The organism is Dyadobacter sp. HNCC25DJ187, from assembly GCF_056895255.1.
The window spans coordinates 1,990,073-2,009,339 of the sequence record NZ_JBXHAT010000002.1; the positions used below are offsets into that span (position 1 = coordinate 1,990,073).

The following is a 19,267-nucleotide window of genomic DNA, read 5'->3' on the forward strand; positions in this document are numbered from 1 at the left end:
TCATATAAATTTCTTTTATAAAGCCTGCGTAATCCATTTAAATTTTCACGATCACTAATTATATTGAAAAAAAAACTCGTCTATATTCTCCATGATATCAAGACCGGAGGTGTTGAGGTTGCACTTCTATCAGCCGTTCCGGATCTTATCGATACATTTGATTTGAAAATCATTGTACTTGGTTCGATTGATCAAAATCTTTTACAAGATTTAAGTACATCTCAGAAAAATGTTTTTAGCACTTTCAATTATCCGATATATCAGTACCCTTTCATATTACCGAAAATTTGCAAATACATATTGCAATTTAATCCCGACATTGTAATCTCATCGTTATGGCGGGCTTCGATTGTTGGTATTCTATTAAAAAAAATAAAACATACGATCAAACTTTATTCCTTTATTCACAATACTACGTTTTTCCATAAACCGGATGCCTATTTCTCCAAAATGGCAGTTCGTACTGCTGATGTCGTATTTGTGGATTCAACAGCAGCGGTGATATTTGTTGAGAAAATGGCAGCATTAAATAAGCCTATTAGAGAAATCTCTATGCTTACGTCTCGCACGCATAAGGATTACAGTGAGAAAGGGCTAAACCATAACGAGATAAAATTCCTTTTCTTGGGACGTATACACGCTCAAAAAAAACTAACGACAGCTGTTGATGTAATTCACCAATTAAGATTACAAAACATCAAAGCAACATTAGACATTTACGGACGTGATGCTGGCGATTTGGAAGTAGTTAAAAAATTGGTACAAAGTCTTCAGCTGGAACATGTGGTTAAATTCTGTGGAGAAGTTGTCTCTTCAGCTAAAATAGCTTTGTACTCTCGGTATGATTTCTATATTCAATTGAGCTCGGTGGAAGGAATGGCTATGAGCGTTGCTGAATCCATGCAAAATGGTTTGGTTTGCATTGTAACGCCAGTAGGAGAGATTCCGAATTATTCTTCTCACATGAAATCCGCTATCTGGTTCCGGACTGACAAGCCTCAGGAATCAATCGATGCTATAAAATCTGTCATAGCCGACGCGGTACTATACAACCGGATATCCTTAAACGCTTATCAGACCTTTCAAAACAAGGAATTATATTCCCAATCACTCATCAGGAATATTTTGCATAGTGACTAAGCTTAAACTGTGTATAAACATCAAGCTTAGTCACTATTTAAAAACCAGTTTCACCTAGAAGCCACAAAGAGATCATACGCATAGGACATCCCTACCTGACTTGATACATATTTTTTTACGCCATCTTTCCAGTACACCGCACGCATCGAACTGGCTCCTGTAGATTCTGTGCCTGCAACATAAATATGATCGCCATCGGCGTAAACAGCATTTCCGTATGTCGAACTTCCTTGATTATAATCTAAGGGTATCTTTTTTGTATTTTTCCATAATGCAGCTTGGCTATTACCAGTACGTGAATTGGTCGTACCCGAAACATAGACATGATTCTCCTTATCAATCACAAGGTCCGAGGTTTCTGCAAATTCTTCGTATGGGTTACTGTCCAATCTAAAGCGCTCCTGATTCTTCCAGTAGTGCGCCGCTTGGAATGTATTTCCCGGCCCTGATATATAATAGGCATGTCCGCTCACGTAGACATCTTCATTCAGTACCTTAATACCATTGGTATACACATTATGTGTATAATATGCTTCTTTTGTCAGAAAGACAGGAACGCCATTTTTCAAATACCCAAAATTCGATTCAAATTCGGTATAGCCAGACATATAAATATCGTTGCCTGACACAGCAATTTTCTGAGTACCACCTACCTGAGGAGTAAATACTCCATTATTCCAATACCCGTAATAAAATATATTGGTCCCCGGATTATTGATATACCCTGCAACATATACGTCGTTACCAGACACCACAATATCTTTAACCTGAGCATTCTGTGATAGCTGCGATAGCTCAACAGTAATACCATTCTTCCAATACTTCGCCATAAACTGTTGCCCGCTAATTCTCTCCCAACCTGCCACGTACACATCTGCGCCAAAAACGGCGACTGCAATGGCCTCTGCATCCTGGCTCCCATCTGTCAGATTCATTGCAATTCCATTTTTCCAAAGTGTCGCTATTTTCACTCCGTTTTGTATCTGGTATCCGGCTACATAAATGGTTTCAACTTCGGGGTCAGGATTTGGTATATGGTGATCCTGAAATGTACAAGCGCTGACAATAAGCCATAAAAGAAAAAGTGTGTAGTGCATTTTCATGAGTGAAAGGTATTTAAGTGAATATAAAATGTGTGTAATCCTCAATCCGGCTTCTACAAGCTGTCACAGGTTGATAATGGTGCTTGTTCTACAATTAAAGATAAGATCTTAACATCAGATCTTGAGTTTATTTAAAGAGACATGAAAAAATTGTTGTAATCCCGCTGATTTCGTGATATGCAATATCTATCTGCCGCCTCTTACAGTTATTAATTACGTAAAATCCCGTTAGCAGTAAATTCCTACCACTTTACCCGTCCATTAAAATACTGTAGCACAAAAACTTATGATAAAATTTCATTAATTACTATCTACAACATTCACTCATATAAATAGCTGTTGCTAAAACCCTCAATGATATCTACAAATTAAAATTATGTAAATATTTATAATTTTAATTAAATAAATATAAAAAAACACTATTAAGCTGATATCATACTTTTGATGGCGACATACAATTTCCTGTAGAATAAACTACAAATTTGTAGAATTAATGTATATTTGACCATATTTTAAATGTAGCATAAATAGTACATATCAAATTAATTAATTGCTTATTATACATGCCAGTACGATTGATATATACAATTTGTTTCCTGGTAATGATTACCACGTTGAAGCTTACACAGACTCATGCACAGATTGGAAGCAGAATAACGACTCAACGTGTGAATCCCATAGGAATGATAAGCTATTCTGAAAGTGTAATGTCTGATAACTTCGATGCTGATAGTCATGTGGACGGATATGTAAAAAAGTATGGAGGTGCTAGGTTCATTTTTCCTGTAGGTGACCAGTCAGTTTACAGACCTTTTGCCGCTGCAGCTGATCAAACGATTGGCGCGTATTATTTTATTAGCCCGAATGAAGCAAACAGTACCAATTCTTTTCCCGGTGGGCCTTTTCTAACTGTCAATAAGGAAAGCTCAGTAGGTACGGTTAGCGGGTATGAATTCTGGGATATCAGTATCCAAAATCCTACACAGATTACCATAAGCTGGAACCCACGAAGCAAACTACCCGAATTACTTCAACAGCATGCAGGCTCTCTGGCAAAAATGTTTATAGTTGGCTGGGATGGTGCAAAATGGGTTAGGATATCTTCAAATGTTGACCCTAATGCCATTACCGGAGGAGCCAGTACAATCAGTTCGGGCTCAATCACCACAAGTTATCCTGTTACACCCAACCAGTTCCGGATATTCACATTAGGCAGTGAGCCTGCTGCTGCCTTACCCGTAGTTCTCACTCAATTCGGCGGTCAGGTAGTTGAACGAAATGCGCATCTTCAATGGGTCACCACTTTCGAAGAAAATGCAAGCCATTTCGAAGTAGAAAAAAGTAACAATAAGATGCAATGGGATTACATCGGTAGGGTATCTGCTTTAAATGAGCACCTCAATAGTACAACATCTGGCACTAAAAATTATACATATAAGGATACTACAAGTCTTTACAGTCAAAATTACTATCGGTTGAAAATAGTCGACTTTGATGGCACCTATGCTTACAGTAAAATCCATTATCTGAAATATGCTGATAATGATGACTTCTTTATCTATCCTAATCCAACTTCCAATCGTGTTTTCATTCAAAGCAAAGGCCGCATTGCCCTCGTAAACATCTACAACAGTGCCGGTGTCAAAATACTGACTGCTCATTCCCTTAATGAAAACGGACTCGATATAAAGAGCCTTAAATCTGGAACTCATGTTATTGAGCTTATTGATAAAAATAACGTAAGAGCAATCCGGAATTTGGTGGTCGTTCGCTAGTTACAATTTTACCTATTGAAGTATATGCCGTATCTGGATACATACACTGAACCGCTTACCGCCGAAACGGCTTCTCATTTATTACGTAGAGCATGCTTTGGACCAACAAGGCAGGAGATTACAGATTTCACAGGTAAGACTGCTACAGATGCAGTCGATATCCTGATCTCTAACGTAAGCAGAACGAGAAATCCTCCCCCACCGCTCGATTATGATGAAACCATGCCCACAGCCGGGCAACCATTTCTATCATTACCCTATAGTCTCTCCCGTAACGCAGACTTTGCCAAATTCTACAAATTTTGGTGGTCGGCGCTGATGGTACAGAAAAACGGATACCCTTCAGTTCACGAGAAATTGACTTTGTTCTGGCAAAATCATTTTGTAGTGCCTCAAATTTTTGTTTTGGATTATCGGTTTATGGATCGCTATCTAAAACTACTAAGAGACCATTGTCTCGGCAACTTCAGGCATCTCGCTACAGAAGTCACAAAAGATCCGGCTATGCTTTTATTTCAAAATGGAAATGAAAATCAAAAGGGACATCCCAATGAAAACTATGCAAGAGAGTTACAGGAACTTTTTGTAGTGGGTCAAAAAGACTTTTACGGTAACGCAAATTATACGGAAGAAGATGTAAAGGCAGCTGCAAATGTACTAACCGGATGGCAGGTCAATAATTATCTGGTCAATGGATCTACTACGTTTGGTTCTGTTTTCACACCTTCAAGGCATGATGCATCAGACAAAATTTTTTCTGACAAATACAATAATACCGTCATATCTGGACAAAGTGGGCCTGAAGCAGGTAATAATGAGCTGAATAGTCTCATCAGCATGTTACTGGCACATCCGCATACAGCCAAACACATATGCAGAAAGTTATACCGTTGGTATGTGAATCCCAATGTGACCGAAGAAATTGAACTGAATGTTATTGTTCCGCTCGCAGCTTTTTTCTGCAGTCCCGGTAACAACTTCAGTATTGAACCTGTACTTCGAAAACTTTTATCCAGCCAGATTTTCTTTGATCAAAAAAATAAGGGAGCAATCATCAAATCACCAGCTGATCTTGTAATAAGTATGCTTCGGTTTTTTGAACAACCGGTTCCGGATAGTACAACAGAATATGTCCCTTTCAGAAAATATGCACAGTTCGTTTATTATCACATGAGAGACATGGACTTTCCGATTCTGGATCAGCCTACCGTCTTCGGTTATCCCGCATATTACCAAATCGGCTATTCAAAAAATTGGATCAACGGAACAGCTATAGGGCGGCGGCACAATCACATGGACCGTTACTTTTGGGCACATTACAATTATGAAATTAAGCCGGGATACATTATGGGTATTGACCTGCTCTCATGGCTCGCACGCATCCAGCCTAACTTTTCCGATGTTGACGGTACTCCGGCAATAACTTGTGAACAATTACTGGAAGCATTTTCTCAAAATTTGTATACGTTTCCCTTAGATCAATCTCAGAAAGATTTCCTGATTGACAACATTATGATGCGTGGGGTCTCCCGGAGAAACTGGGTGTCTGAGCTTAATTATTATCGCCTAACACCGGATCATGTTGACCGAAGGCACACTGTAGAAGCAAGGTGCCGGTATCTGCTAAGACATATGTTTAGAATGGCAGAATTTCATGTATCCTGATTTAATTTACCCATGAAAAGAAGAAAATTTCTGGCAGCAGCCTCTTCCATGCTACTTCCATTGACAGTAAATGGATTCGGGATCAAAGCCCTGAGTAAAAACTCACAACTGGTGCAACAGCTATTAAAAACTGCTGCTGCGGATAGTGATAAAATTCTGGTCATGATTTATCTTAATGGAGGTAATGACGGGCTCAATACGGTCATTCCACTGGAGTACTATTCTCAGTATAATAACCTCAGAACCAATATTGCCATTCCCGAAAACAAGGTGATCAAGTTACAGGGAAATTTAGAAACCGGGTTTCATCCGGCAATGACAGGGATGGCACAGATGTATAACGAAGGTAAACTAGGCATCATCCATTCTGTCTCTTATCCAAACCCCAGCTTATCACACGTACGGTCAACTGAAATTTGGATGACGGGCAGCGACAGTGATAAATATGTGAATACTGGTTGGGCTGGCAGATACTTGAATAGCCGCTTTACTGGCTTCCCTGATAATTATCCGAATGATCAGATGCAGGATCCTCTAGCTATTCAAATTGGCGCGTTCAACTCCCCCACGTTGGCCGGACCACAACAAGCCATGGGCATGTCTATTGAAAATGCATCCAATTTTTATGATTTAATTGGCAATCTGGACTCTGCCGGAATGGGACAACTGCCATGTTGTGACGCAGGAGACCTCATTAAATATATGAGACAACAGCAGTTATTGTCATCCAGCTACATGGGCTCCGTTACCAAAGCAGCCCAGCTAGGGAAAAATTTTGCTACCTATCCTTCACCTCAGACACCTAATGATATTTCTGAGCAATTGAAAATTGTTGCCCGGCTAATTCATGGTGGTTTGCAGTCCAAAATCTATTTCGTTGAAATGTTTGGGTTTGATACCCATGCAGCGCAGGTCGGCACAAGTAGCACAGAAGGTGTACATGCTCAATTATTAAAACAGCTTTCAGAGGGTATCACTGCATTTCAGAATGACTTAAAGTTGCAAAACACAGAAGATAAAGTGATTGGTATGACCTTTTCTGAATTTGGCAGACGCGCAACATCAAATGCATCAAAAGGAACAGATCATGGTATTGCTGCCCCTATGTTTGTATTTGGAACTGGTGTTAAAAAACAGATTATTGGTACCAATCCTGATTTGATCAATGAACTCGAACCTCCCGGACCTTACCAGGGTGCCGGAGCCAATTACGACATCAAAATGCAAATTGACTTTAGGAGAATCTATGCCGATATACTCAACGACTGGTTTGGCAATAATCAGACGGCGACAAATACAACACTGTTTAAAAATTTCAGCACAACTTCACTGTTTTCAAACGTCATACATACCGTATCATCCGGTTTATGGCAAGACCGCTCCATCTGGTCAGCAGGGCGCGCACCTGCATTAAATGACTATGTTCAGATTAACAGTGGACATACTATTGATTTAAACAAAAATATTACTGTTAGAAATGTACAAATCGCAGGAGGTGCAGAACTACGATTGTTAGGGAATTATCGTATTAATACAACGGGATGAGGCTATATGGAAACTTTACCCAAGTCTGCTGTTGCGATCGGGAGTTACTTTTAATAAATTAAAAGTAACTTTGCCACTAAAATCCGGTATACTACATACCAGCAGCACACTTGTAAAAATATCAAATGAAAATACTCCATGTAATCACCCTGTCGGAGTTAGGAGGAGCTCAATCGGTTATACTTAATCTTGCTAAGCAGTCTGTGGAAGACGGGCATAATGTGATGGTTGCTTCTTCTGCCAGTGGAGAATTATGGAATGCACTTCCCGAACAGGTAAAGAAAATCACCATAAATTCCCTACAAAGAGCAATTAGTCCGGTAAAGGATTTTCAGGTTATAGTAGAGCTTATGCGCATTAATAAAATGTTCAAACCTGATGTGGTGCATCTTCACTCTTCTAAAATTGGCATTTTGGGCAGACTGGCATTTCCTGCAAAAAAAATTATCTACACCGTACACGGGTTTGATTCCATAAGGATTGCTTTTCGGAAATTTCTATACTTCGAGAAAGCGCTTCAGTTTAGAGCCAGACATATAGTGGCAGTTAGTAAGTACGATTACGAAAATCTGATTAGCGAAGGAATCAATAGAAACGTCAGCTACATTTATAATGGCATTGCGGACTTCAGTTCTCAACCTCTCGGTATACAAACAGATATCGGTAAGGTACAGGATATAATGAAGAGTAATACCAAGTTCAATGTACTTTCTATCGCAAGACTTGCTGCCCCCAAAAGGTTTGACCTGTTTTGTGAAACAGCTTCTCTACTCAAAGATCAGGATATCAGTTTTTTTTGGGTTGGGAACAAACAACCAGTAGAAAACCTCCCGGAAAACGTATTTTGCCTGGGAGAGGTAGCTAATGCTCATCAGCTTTTGCCCTCTACACATACTTTTATTTTACTTTCAGATTATGAAGGAATGCCTATGTCGATTCTTGAAGCCTTGTGTTACGGTGTGCCTGTCATCGCATCCAACGTGGGAGGGATAGGGGAAGTATTGAATAAAAAAAATGGATTTGCCCTCCAAAATGAAAGTAATTTGCTGGCAAAACATATACTGGACTATAAAAATGACAAATCACTTTATGAATCAGCAAAGGTTCAGGCGAGAGAATCTTATCAGTCCCAGTTTACAGTTCAGAAAATGTATAATTCGTATCTTAAGCTATATCAATCCGTCATAAACTAAATTATATACTGGAGAGTGTGGTACCTGAAAATTCCTTAGTGCTATTTTATCTTTCTTTTATCGGTGTTTATCCTTAAACTTGCAAAATATTACACACATATATCCTTTCATATAACTACACACCTATGAGCCAGACCTCTGTATCTGATCGTAAATATGTACATCGTTTAGTTAGTAAAACCGCTGTTACTGATGAAATTTTGATCATTACCAGCTATGACTACTTCCTTCAAAAGTACGATTTCAAGATTCTTAAAAAGATTTACCGTGAAATCATTCTAATTCCACACTCTACTGATGACGACTATTTACTAAATCATACAGTTAGTCCGCTTTTAGAACATTATGAAAAAATTCACCTCGTAACAAATCCTCAATACGACAGCCGTTACCATGTCATCTACGAGTTGGTAATCCGAAAAAACAAATCAATCAGAATAAGTACTGTATTTGATTTTTGTGAGAAGCACCTGGGTAAAGTCTATGTTCCTGAAAATATCAGCGAAATCAATCCTAATCTGGCTGAAATCTCATCTTTTGGTAAGAGGATACGCTATCCGAAAAAAATAATTGACGTATGTGCTTCTATTATACTCTTCCTGGCAAGTTTTCCTGTATGGATTCTTAGTTTTTTCAGAATAAAATCTCAGTCTCCGGGCCCTGTTTTTTTCAGACAAGAAAGGGTAGGTTTAGATAACAAACTTTTCTACTGTGTGAAATTTCGTTCTATGCGCCTGGATGCAGAAGCCAACGGAGCTGCATTTTCCAAAAAGAATGACTCACGGGTGTTTCCTTACGGAGGATTTATGAGATTGACCCGTATAGATGAACTGCCACAGATTATTAATATTTTTAACAGAGATATATCCCTGATAGGTCCAAGACCGGAAAGACCTGTTTTTACAGAAACATTCGAAGAACTTATACCTTATTATAACGCTCGTCATAACATCAAGCCCGGTATAACAGGCTACGCTCAAGTGATGTATTCTTATGGGGCTGGCGTATACGATGCCCGGCACAAACTGATGTATGACCTGTATTATATTAAAAACTGGAGCCTTTTGCTGGAATTGAAAATTATTCTATTGACGATTATGGTGATATTAGGTCGAAAAGGACGCTAGATTGTCAGAAGTAAGATTTTCAGATCCCTCCCTCATACATGTAAATGATACGCATCTTCGCTTTTCTGTCTATATCCCTTTTATATACTTTAAACTTATTTGCCCAGGATTCCACGCTTTACTACTCTGCAGAAGTTAACGGCGCCATCACAGGGAGAAACGTTCCACTTTGGTTACACGCTAACCAATTTGGGACAGTTCCGGATCAGGGTTCATTTTTAAGTGCACAGCTAGGGGGCTACAAGGTATATAATACCAACAATCCACGATTTTTTCAGTGGTCTGCAGGACTATCGGCAGTGGCTATAGCCGGTAAGTCTAACGATCTTTTCCTGACTGATGCATACATCGCTGGTAAAGCCGGGCCTGTTGAAATTTCAATTGGGCAAAGGAGAGATTTCTCAGGACTTGGTGATAGCCTCCTTACTTCAGGCTTTTTCGCTGTTTCTAACAATGCCCGTCCTTATCCAAAAATTAAGATTTCGACTCCGCGCTTTGTCAATGTCATCCCCGGGAATGACATTCTGGCTTTTAACTTTTCCTATTCAGATGGCTTGTTAGGAGGTGCAAGAGTTATTTATGGAAATACCAATTACATTCCTGACTTGTATCTTCATCAGAAGTCCCTTTATATTCGACTTGGCGGCCCTTCACATAAAGTGAGTATTTTCGGTGGATTTAACCACCAGGCAATGTGGGGCAATGAAGAGAAAATTTTCTCCGGAGGCTTAAAAACCGCTAAAGCCTATGAATATGTTGTTTTTGGGAAACCCTGGGCTTTCAGCCGAGTTGGCAATCACTTTGGAACCATTGATCTTGCTCTCCAGCTAAACGGTAAAAAATGGAACATTTTCCTGTACCGCCAAAGTATTTATGAGGATGGATCGCTATCCAATTTATCTAATATCGTAGATGGATTGAATGGTTTGAGATTTAAACGGGTTAGAAATACCCAAGACGATAGAGGATTAAAGCTCAATACACTATTACTGGAATATATTTACACAAAAAATCAGGGAGGAGACGTATTTGACTTTTCTACCGGCGTATTCGGGAATGATAATTACTACAATCATTATGTATATGCCCAAGGTTGGTCTTACAGAGGCAGAACGCTTGGAAATCCACTCCTGGCTCCTCAAAGAATGAATCGGGAAGAAATACCCGTAAGCGGTAGTGACTTTACCGTGAACAATCGTATCGCCGGGATGCATATTGCTTCAGAGCTTAGTTGGAATAAATCGCTTATACTTATTAAGGGGACGTTCACTAAAAACTCAGGAACTTATACTAACAAATTTGAACCAGCGTTAAACCAAAGCTCGATTCTGATAAGGATAGCCCAACCTATATCTTTTCTGAACGGAAGTTTTCTGAATGTTAGCCTGGCAACTGACATAGGGAAATTATATACTTCCAATTCCGCTTTGATGATTGGGTTATCAAAAAGTGGTTTTTATAAAAAATGAACTTTACCTTCGAATCAATACAACGTATGAACGACGTATATTGACTAAAATGCGCATTTATTTCTTCTTTTTGATTTCTTTACTGGCTGCTAATGCAAGTGCGCAGGACAGTACATTGTTATATCACAGCACCTTGCTTCTCGGAGGATCTACAGAACAGACTCCATTTTGGATATCAGCTCGTCAACACGGAACCATTCCTCAGCAAGGGTCATTTGCCATGGCAGCTATTGGCCTTATGAAACGTTATCATCCCAATGACCCCAGGCGCTTTCAATGGTCTGCAAAAGCAGAATTAATTGGTAATTATCATTCAAGGACAGACATATTCTCTACAGATTTATATGTGTCTGGAAAATGGGATATGGTAGAAATATTAGCTGGCCAACAGAAGACTGTTTCAGGACTCCTCATCGATAGTACATTATCCTCCGGCTCACTTGCCATGTCAGGTAATGCCCGACCTTTCCCAAAAATACAATTATCTATTCCTGAATTTACCCCCATCGGTTTCACGAACGGTTATCTATCGTTGAAAGCTTCTTACTCTGATGGTCTTCTTCGTGAAAGCGAAATTATCTATGGAGCTACACCCCGTGTAAACAGAACCTTTTTACATCAAAAATCACTCTATTTTCGACTGGGTAATAATAAAAAAAAGTTAGTAATATATACCGGCTTCAATCATCAGGTAATATGGGGGGGAGAGAAGGAAATAGATCCTCTTAATAAGCTGAGTAAGTCAGAAGCGTATAAGCGCGTTATCACCGGAAGTAACAAAGATTACAAAGTTATCGGAAATCACTTTGGAACGGTTGATTTCGGTATATCCTGGCGCCAGCCCGACTGGATCTATTCTTTATACAGACAGACCATTTTTGAAAGTGGTTCTTTATTTAAAGTCATTAATTATACTGATGGATTAAATGGAATCTCTGTTAAAAGAAATAAAAGGCCTGAGCAAGATATAAAATATCTCTTATTCAACTCAGCTGTTGTTGAAGTTATTGGTACACATAGCCAACATAACGCCCGTCCGACCTATGGCCTGGGAATATTTGAATATGGTAATTATTTCAACCACTACATGTATAAAAATGGATGGTCCTACCGTGGCATAAACATGGGTACTCCGTTGGTTCAAGCTGGCACAAACCTCAGTGAAAATCTGCCACGTAATGATAATTATTTTGCTAATAACAATCGATTATGGGCAATACACTCCGCATTAAATGCTTCCTGGAACACACTAAATCTAACCTTTAAGGCAACACATTCTATAAATTATGGAACATACCTTACACCTTTTCAGTCTGTAAAGCATCAGACTGCTCTATTTCTTGCAGCAGAAAAGAAATTGGGGTTTCTGGGTGGAAGTTTATTGTCAACGGGAGTATCAGCGGATATTGGCTCTTTGTTACCTCATTCTTATGGACTGGTAATTGGTGTAAAAAAATATGGCTTCCTGAATTAGGATGATCTAAAATTTGTATCGGGTAAAAAAATCAAACGGATGCAAGTAAGTTCTTACTATTTTAGCGTTCTTTGAATATTACACACATCACTGATTTTTAAATTTACTCTATGCATACAACCTTCCTACGCACATTCTTTTTTATAATACTGATCAACCCGCTGACAAGTTTTTCTCAATTTGAAACAATCCAGACTTTATCAAAAGTCGATTCAAGTTATGGGTATGCAGAAATAATCGGATTTGGAAGTTCGCAGGACAGGCTACCTTTCTGGATGCATGCAAATCAGTTTGGAGTATTACCAAAAACAGCCCCATCAGGCGCGATCCGGCTGGGAGCACAGAAGATTTGGAATTTATCCGCGTCCGGTAAAGAAAGTCATTGGAAATTTGGTGCTACCATCGAAGCAGTAGGCAACACGGGCTCTCCGGCAGAAATATTTCTTCCACAGGCCAATGCAGCGCTGAAATTTAAAAATTGGGAATTATTTGTTGGCAGAAGAAAGCAGTGGGTTGGACTGGCAGACTCCACAATGGGTTCGGGATCATATGCCTGGTCGGGCAATGCCTTGCCTATTCCAAAAATCCAGTTTGGGACTACAAAATTTGTAAACGTACCTCTGACCAAAGGATGGGTAGCATTCAACGCATTTTATTCCGAAGGGCTTTTCGAAAAAAACAGACCCGTAACAACTAATCTTAGGTTCCATCAGAAAATGCTTTATGTCAGATTAGGTAAGGAATCATCTCGCCTGAAATTGTACGGAGGATTAAATCATCAGGTACAATGGGGAGGCCAATCTCCATATCTTACTGCTGAAAGCAATAATCTTCCTAATGGTTTCAAAAATTACTTAAACATGATTACCGGAGCCTTAGGTGGTGAAGGAGCAGAGGTTACACATTTTGATAGCACCAGCCGCATCGGGAACCATTTGGGTTCAATAGACATGGCTGCAGAGATAGAAACTTATGGAGTCAGCATCTTCTTGTACCGCCAGTTTATCTATGAGGACGGTACACTTTTCTACATGCAAGCATTAAAAGATGGATTAAACGGGATTCGCATCCGAAGAAAAAACTCTTATGGTGCTGGATTCGAAATTACTGAGGGCGTTTTTGAATTCCTATACACCAAAGACCAAGGTGGAGACGAGTTTATTATAGGTGACCCTCTAAAAAGAGGTATTGACAATTACTTCAACAACCAGCAGGTTCGCGATGGATGGTCGTACCAGATACGCACGATAGGTACTCCATTTATTCCGCCTTCTGCTGACACAAAGTGGAAGTATCCTGTATATGCAGATAATCACACGAGTAACAACCGCGTACTGGCTGTACATATGGGGCTCAGGGGTACCATTGCTCAGCGTATACATTGGTATACAAAACTATCTTATTCCAATAATTCAGGAGCTTATTTAGCTCCTTTTACACCATCTGCAAACCAGTTCTCAGGCCTGCTTGCGTTTCAATCTCGCTTAAATATATTGGGAGGAACCACGGTTAAGGGCTCATTTGCAGCTGATGTAGGCAAGCTTTATCCAACTACCTATGGGTTTTCACTAGGGCTCAGAAAAGATTTCTCCTTGTAGCGAATCACATATTACCACGGATTTTTTCAGCCAGATCAGCTAATTCTTCCTGGCTAACCTTTATTTTTTTGGTAAAATCTGCATCGGCCATACTGTTTAATGGCAAAAGGTGAACATGCGCATGAGGGACTTCCAAACCAATTACACTCACTCCTATGCGTTTGCAGGGAACCGTTTTTTCCAATGCCGGAATAATGGTTCTTGCAAATAAGAATAGCCTGGTATACACATCTTCATCCAGATCAAAAAGATAGTCAACTTCCACTTTCGGAATCACGAGAACATGACCTTTTGTTGCCGGGAATGCATCAAGGAATGCTAAAAACTCGTCAGTCTCCGCAACTTTGAAACTTGGGATCTCTCCGCTTACAATCTTTGAGAATACAGATGCCATTGGTTATTTGATTGAGTTTGAACTTTACTATGATAACGCAGAATAAAAAGTTGCTTTTATCAAAAATAAGTAGATTGATGCATAAAAGTAGTTAATATTGTGCTCTAAACTTTTAACAAAAGACTTATGAATTGCACTAAATGGCAGAAAATCGGTAAGGCTGCTCTAATTGCGTTGTTTGCGATCACAATCGGAAACACTGAGGTACAAGCTCAAAAAAAAGGAAAATGGGTATCTTTATTTGACGGAAAGAGCCTGAATGGATGGCATAGCTGGCAGGAAGATAAGGTACTTCCTCAATGGAAAATAGAGGATGGTGCTATCGTTCTTGCAGAAAAAGGAGGAAAGGACTTGGTTACAGATAAGGAATACGGTGACTTCGAACTGGAACTGGAATGGAAAATTGCAGAAAAAGGAAATAGTGGTATTATTTACCATGTCATAGAAGAAAAGAAATACTGCTGCCCCTACTCTACCGGTCCTGAAATTCAAATCCTTGACGACGAAAGACATCCTGATGCTAAAGCAGGAAAAGCCGGAAATCACAAGTCAGGCTCTTTATACGATATGTTGCCTCCCGGCGACTTTACTGTCGTAAAGCCAGCCGGAGAATGGAATAAGGCTAAGGTAATTATCAAAGCAGGAAAAGGAGAAAGCTGGTTGAATGGGAAAAAATTAGTGGAATTCCCTACTCAGGGAGCTGCTTGGGATGAACTCATTGCCAATAGCAAATTTAAAACCTGGGATGGATTTGGTGCTTTCCAGAAAGGCAAAATCGCATTACAGGATCATGGTGATAAAGTTTCTTTCCGTAACATCAGAATCAAAGAACTATAGGATATGATCTAAACTTCTGGTCCAAAAATCGCGACTGTAAACGCGTTTGAATGGCCAGTGTTTTTTTCTTAACAGAAGAGGCAGATAAGCGTGCGGTTCCTTTGACGAATCAGAATGATGATACAAGTCGTCGTCCGTCAAGACCAATCCCTTATATGTCTCTTCTTCTTTTACAGTGATATCCGCGAACGGAAGCTCTTTAAAAAAAGAGCTTTTCTTTTTAACCAGTTTATCTTTCAGTAGCCAGTCAGCACGAATCCCCTCAGTTGGGCGTGGAGATGGTTTGAAATGTCCCTCAGAAACCTCAACCGCATACTGCATATAAGCTTTTAAAAGTTTGGGGCCTGCATGCGATGATATTTCTGTATGAAGCTGGTCTGGTGACAAACTTGTAACGAAATATATGCGCTCTCTGGCTCGGGTGATAGCCACGTTTAATCTATTCTCTCCACCCTGCATGTTCAGTGAGCCAAACTGCATGGATAGTCTGCCTTTTTCATCTGGTGCATACCCCATCGAAAATACGATAATGTCCCGCTCATCACCCTGCACATTCTCAATATTCTTTACAAAAAGTCCCTCAATCATTATTCCAGCTTTTTCGACGGCATCCTGAATCACTTGCTGCTGAAAAAAATTGAAGGTTACCACTCCTACTGTCTTCTTTTTACCAATAAACTGCTGTAGAAGCTCAATTACTTTGTCGGCCTCCACCAGATTCGCATTGTTTTTCCAGACGCCCTCAACTTTCTGAAAAACAATACCCGGCTCTCGGCTGTTTAGGTTGTCAAAGTCTGGTAGTAACCGTAGCGTATTTTTATAAAAGTGCCGATTTGAAAAATCGATCAGATCCATGGACAGACTCCGATAGTGACCTGAAAGTTGGTATTGATCCAAAGATTGGGCAGCAAGATCCAGCAACGATTCTACCTCTATCGCCGGATTATATTCCTCATCATCTCCTTTTTCTTCATAACGTACCTTGTACAAATCACTTGGCGGAAGTTGTTTGCTGTCTCCCGCAATCACAATCTGCTTACCCCTGTATGCGGCCGGCAAACCGTATTCGGCATAGCATTGCGATGCTTCATCAAAAATAACAAGGTCAAACAGCGCACTTTCCAATGGGAAAACCGCGGATACTGCTTCTGGTGATGCCATCCAGCATGGCACCAACGAGAACACTTCATCGCTATACTGTGTAATCAGTTTACGGATCGGCCAGATCTTTCTTTTTTTTGTTACCTGATGGCCAAGTTCGCGGTACGTTACCCGATTACCCAAACGGTTTTTCTCAATTCCTTCATAAGTATACTCTCTCAGTTTGATGATCGCGATCTGGCTACTCAGTTCCTGTTTAACCGTTATACTTTGCTGAATCTGATCTTCCCATTCCAACATTTTGAAAGAGGAAACAGACCTGAGCTCGGGGTACCTTGTTTCGATATGCCCTATCCATGCCAGACCCAGACTGTTTTCGAAATAGAACAAAATATCATCTAAGTTATTGATGCTTTTTTTATTCGTATCGGTGAGAATCAGTTCGGTCATCTGCTGCTGGGCTACGGTCATATCTGACCATAGTGTGTCCATATCAGCGATGAAATCAAAGTCTTCCGTCAAGCTTTCCAACAGTGCCTTACTATATAAATCGGGCTGATCAAATAACTTCAGAATTTGCTCATCCAGCAGATACGGCTTCATAGCATTTTCCATCCGGTCCCAGGTATTAAGCCAGTGAATCAGCGTATCCAGCCTTTTACCGTAACTCTCCCAGTCTGTGCAGGAGAAAGTGATATTAAAAAGTAATGCAGGCCATTTTTGATAATTCGCCCTGCCGGCAGCATCTGCAGCAGACTCTGCCTGGTGGAAAAAGTCAAGTAGCGTATTCTGATTACGCTCACCGTACGGCAGATACTGATCGTCAAACATGATTTCTTCTTTTAACAACCATGCTTCGAGCTGAACTCTGTTATGTATTTTCACATCCAGCTTGACCAGTTCCTCCACAGACATACCAAGATTATTCCGTATAGCCAACTCGTTGATTTGTTCTTTCTGTTTCCCAAAAAGACTCCACCAAAGCCCGGAAACGGAGGATTTTTTGGCTTCGATCACCTTACCCACTTCATGTTTCAATCCATTCAACTGATCATTGCGCAAAGACATTTCGATACCCTCATCCTGTATAAACCCTTCCATTGCATCTGTTACCTGTCGTATAAATGATAGTCGCACAAAAGGATTCATGTCTGAATTCAGGTACAGCTTGAACAGCTCATAGGATACCTTGTGGTCGATCAGACTGCGGATATCTCGAATTCTTTCTAAAGCTTCTTTGCGATTTTTTATCCAGATCGAATCAAAAGTCCCACCTGACAGTTGTTCAAAGTCATCTGCCTGCTGCTGAAAAGCACCGGGCCAGTCGGATAGCATTTTCGTAATCTGCTGTAATTCCGTAACACCATAGCCTGAGAAACTTTTACGTTTATACCAGGTATGTTCCGGACCTATCTTTTGTCTGTACTTACAAAATATTTTCAGCCTTCTTCTATACTCCTCCACCGCATCCAAACGGAACGACTTATAGAGCAAGCCAAAATCACTATGCGGTTGGGATGGATCAGTGGTCAGATAAAGTTCTTTAACAGATACTCCGCATTCCTGCTCTCCAAAAAGTGCATCCCTGAAAGACTCTAGATCACTTACTATTTTATCTATTTGTCTGCTCTCTTTCGCAAACTGTCGCTCAGGGAATACGGCTTCAAGACTATAATTCTGCTGTCGATACGAGTCAACCTGATCAATCTGATGGGCAATTTGATTGTAAAGAGCTGACCGGTCATTTTTGAAATCATGAATAAGTGCAGTAAAATGGCCCATTCCTATGTCATCCAGTCGCTTGTAAACAACATCAAGCGCCGCTCTTTTCTGACAAACTAATAGAACACGCTTTCCTCTTGCGGCAAAATCTGCCATCAAATTACAGATAAGCTGAGATTTACCGCTTCCGGGAGGACCCTGTACAACTACAGATTGACCACTCTTAACTGACAAAATGATTTTCTCCTGAGATGAGTCTATGTCAAAAGGAGTGAACATGTCCTCTTCTTTTATCTTTTCCGGTTGAGGAAAGTCTGTATGACTGATAGTCAACAACGGAATGTCCACCTCCTTACCCATGGTTAGTAATTGATCATAGTCAGGAACCAGATATGAACCCGATTGTGGAAAAATACCGAGCACAGCCTCAGGAAAAAGCTTGATCTCCCCATTTAGCTCTGATTGCTGCAATTCCGATCCTCTTTTGGACTCGAAGGGAATCAGCTTGTCTGCGAACAAATCCTGATTAAAATTGATCCTGAATGCTGTCTGTTTCAGCCATTCGTAAAGTTGCGTACGGAATTCAAGAAAATCAGACGGGAAATCTTCAAAGGATTTTTCCAGTACATCATCTGTAAGCACCACCTCATTAAAATGTGCATAAGCGAGTGCAAAACTTCTGTTAAGAATAACCTCTGCGTCCTCTCTTTTAAACAAACACCATTGCTCACGGTCAATTCTGAGTGTAAGAGGAAAAAAAAGTAGCGGCGCATGGATAGGCGTGCCGTCGCTGAGTTTTCCTCTTACAAACGGATAACCCAAGTAAAGATCCTGAGATCCACGCTCTTCGAGAATAAAGGAATCTGTTCTGGCTATCTTACGGAGTTTTTTGCTGACCTCGTTGACCCGCTCCATGCGTGGATCCTGTACATCACACAGCGGGATCCGTTTTGCTCCATGAACAATCTGTACCAGCACATCCAAAGCTGGCTTTGCCAAAAGAAAGTCAAGCTCGCAGATATCCAAAAACTGCTCCGAGGGTAATCCGGGTAGTAAAAGAGATTTATTACGTGTACTTAAATTGGTGAGACGTTTTAGATAAGCCTTGAGAATCCTATTCATAA

General features: G+C 40.2%; 13 protein-coding genes. 10 read left to right on the forward strand and 3 right to left on the reverse strand.

Features of this window, described 5'->3' with window-relative positions; genetic code table 11:
* The first annotated feature begins 63 nt into the window (after nucleotides 1-63).
* Nucleotides 64-1,140 carry a glycosyltransferase family 4 protein gene (locus AC1XUE_RS19165; RefSeq protein WP_483357596.1) on the forward strand — a complete coding sequence of 359 codons (1,077 nt, stop codon included), beginning with the start codon at nucleotides 64-66 and terminating at the stop codon, nucleotides 1,138-1,140.
* Between the two features lie 50 nt (nucleotides 1,141-1,190).
* On the opposite strand, the gene AC1XUE_RS19170 is transcribed toward AC1XUE_RS19165, so the two are convergent.
* Entirely contained in the window at nucleotides 1,191-2,243 is a 1,053-nt protein-coding gene (locus AC1XUE_RS19170) for a hypothetical protein (RefSeq protein ID WP_483357597.1), read from the reverse strand.
* 563 nt (nucleotides 2,244-2,806) lie between these two features.
* On the opposite strand from AC1XUE_RS19170, the gene AC1XUE_RS19175 reads away from it, so the two are divergent.
* The 8 genes from AC1XUE_RS19175 to AC1XUE_RS19210 all read left to right on the forward strand — a co-directional run bounded on the left by AC1XUE_RS19175 (nucleotide 2,807) and on the right by AC1XUE_RS19210 (nucleotide 14,089).
* Nucleotides 2,807-4,018, forward strand: a complete 1,212-nt coding sequence (locus AC1XUE_RS19175) for a T9SS type A sorting domain-containing protein (RefSeq protein ID WP_483357598.1) — start codon at nucleotides 2,807-2,809, stop codon at nucleotides 4,016-4,018.
* 24 nt (nucleotides 4,019-4,042) lie between these two features.
* Nucleotides 4,043-5,683 carry a DUF1800 domain-containing protein gene (locus tag AC1XUE_RS19180; RefSeq protein WP_483357599.1) on the forward strand — a complete coding sequence of 547 codons (1,641 nt, stop codon included), beginning with the start codon at nucleotides 4,043-4,045 and terminating at the stop codon, nucleotides 5,681-5,683.
* A gap of 12 nt (nucleotides 5,684-5,695) precedes the next feature.
* Entirely contained in the window at nucleotides 5,696-7,228 is a 1,533-nt protein-coding gene (locus tag AC1XUE_RS19185) for a DUF1501 domain-containing protein (RefSeq protein WP_483357600.1), read from the forward strand.
* Nucleotides 7,229-7,353: 125 nt separating this feature from the next.
* Complete coding sequence (locus AC1XUE_RS19190) at nucleotides 7,354-8,421, forward strand: glycosyltransferase (RefSeq protein ID WP_483357601.1); 1,068 nt, start codon at nucleotides 7,354-7,356, stop codon at nucleotides 8,419-8,421.
* A gap of 125 nt (nucleotides 8,422-8,546) precedes the next feature.
* On the forward strand, nucleotides 8,547-9,548 hold the full coding sequence (locus tag AC1XUE_RS19195) for a sugar transferase (protein WP_483357602.1): 1,002 nt from the start codon (nucleotides 8,547-8,549) through the stop codon (nucleotides 9,546-9,548).
* A 44-nt stretch (nucleotides 9,549-9,592) separates the two neighbouring features.
* Nucleotides 9,593-11,017, forward strand: coding sequence for a capsule assembly Wzi family protein (locus AC1XUE_RS19200; RefSeq protein WP_483357603.1), 1,425 nt, complete (start codon nucleotides 9,593-9,595; stop codon nucleotides 11,015-11,017).
* A gap of 49 nt (nucleotides 11,018-11,066) precedes the next feature.
* Nucleotides 11,067-12,491 carry a capsule assembly Wzi family protein gene (locus tag AC1XUE_RS19205; RefSeq protein WP_483357604.1) on the forward strand — a complete coding sequence of 475 codons (1,425 nt, stop codon included), beginning with the start codon at nucleotides 11,067-11,069 and terminating at the stop codon, nucleotides 12,489-12,491.
* 110 nt (nucleotides 12,492-12,601) lie between these two features.
* Nucleotides 12,602-14,089: a capsule assembly Wzi family protein gene (locus AC1XUE_RS19210; protein WP_483357605.1), complete on the forward strand. Its 1,488-nt coding sequence runs from the start codon at nucleotides 12,602-12,604 to the stop codon at nucleotides 14,087-14,089.
* A 4-nt stretch (nucleotides 14,090-14,093) separates the two neighbouring features.
* On the opposite strand, the gene AC1XUE_RS19215 is transcribed toward AC1XUE_RS19210, so the two are convergent.
* Complete coding sequence (locus AC1XUE_RS19215; RefSeq protein ID WP_483357606.1) at nucleotides 14,094-14,483, reverse strand: HIT family protein; 390 nt, start codon at nucleotides 14,481-14,483, stop codon at nucleotides 14,094-14,096.
* A gap of 126 nt (nucleotides 14,484-14,609) precedes the next feature.
* Between AC1XUE_RS19215 and AC1XUE_RS19220 the strand changes: the two genes are divergently transcribed.
* Complete coding sequence (locus AC1XUE_RS19220; protein WP_483357607.1) at nucleotides 14,610-15,320, forward strand: 3-keto-disaccharide hydrolase; 711 nt, start codon at nucleotides 14,610-14,612, stop codon at nucleotides 15,318-15,320.
* On the opposite strand, the gene AC1XUE_RS19225 is transcribed toward AC1XUE_RS19220, so the two are convergent.
* Nucleotides 15,315-19,265: an AAA domain-containing protein gene (locus tag AC1XUE_RS19225; protein ID WP_483357608.1), complete on the reverse strand. Its 3,951-nt coding sequence runs from the start codon at nucleotides 19,263-19,265 to the stop codon at nucleotides 15,315-15,317. The two genes, AC1XUE_RS19220 and AC1XUE_RS19225, sit on opposite strands and share 6 nt — an antisense overlap.
* Nucleotides 19,266-19,267 lie beyond the last annotated feature (2 nt).

Excerpts from the sequence above, each read along its gene's own strand:
- AC1XUE_RS19170 (WP_483357597.1), bottom strand. The coding sequence starts at position 2,243 with ATGAAAATGCACTACACACTTTTTCTTTTATGGCTTATTGTCAGCGCT.
- AC1XUE_RS19175 (WP_483357598.1), top strand. The coding sequence starts at position 2,807 with ATGCCAGTACGATTGATATATACAATTTGTTTCCTGGTAATGATTACC.
- AC1XUE_RS19180 (WP_483357599.1), top strand. The coding sequence starts at position 4,043 with ATGCCGTATCTGGATACATACACTGAACCGCTTACCGCCGAAACGGCT.
- AC1XUE_RS19185 (WP_483357600.1), top strand. The coding sequence starts at position 5,696 with ATGAAAAGAAGAAAATTTCTGGCAGCAGCCTCTTCCATGCTACTTCCA.
- AC1XUE_RS19190 (WP_483357601.1), top strand. The coding sequence starts at position 7,354 with ATGAAAATACTCCATGTAATCACCCTGTCGGAGTTAGGAGGAGCTCAA.
- AC1XUE_RS19195 (WP_483357602.1), top strand. The coding sequence starts at position 8,547 with ATGAGCCAGACCTCTGTATCTGATCGTAAATATGTACATCGTTTAGTT.
- AC1XUE_RS19200 (WP_483357603.1), top strand. The coding sequence starts at position 9,593 with ATGATACGCATCTTCGCTTTTCTGTCTATATCCCTTTTATATACTTTA.
- AC1XUE_RS19205 (WP_483357604.1), top strand. The coding sequence starts at position 11,067 with ATGCGCATTTATTTCTTCTTTTTGATTTCTTTACTGGCTGCTAATGCA.
- AC1XUE_RS19210 (WP_483357605.1), top strand. The coding sequence starts at position 12,602 with ATGCATACAACCTTCCTACGCACATTCTTTTTTATAATACTGATCAAC.
- AC1XUE_RS19215 (WP_483357606.1), bottom strand. The coding sequence starts at position 14,483 with ATGGCATCTGTATTCTCAAAGATTGTAAGCGGAGAGATCCCAAGTTTC.
- AC1XUE_RS19220 (WP_483357607.1), top strand. The coding sequence starts at position 14,610 with ATGAATTGCACTAAATGGCAGAAAATCGGTAAGGCTGCTCTAATTGCG.
- AC1XUE_RS19225 (WP_483357608.1), bottom strand. The coding sequence starts at position 19,265 with ATGAATAGGATTCTCAAGGCTTATCTAAAACGTCTCACCAATTTAAGT.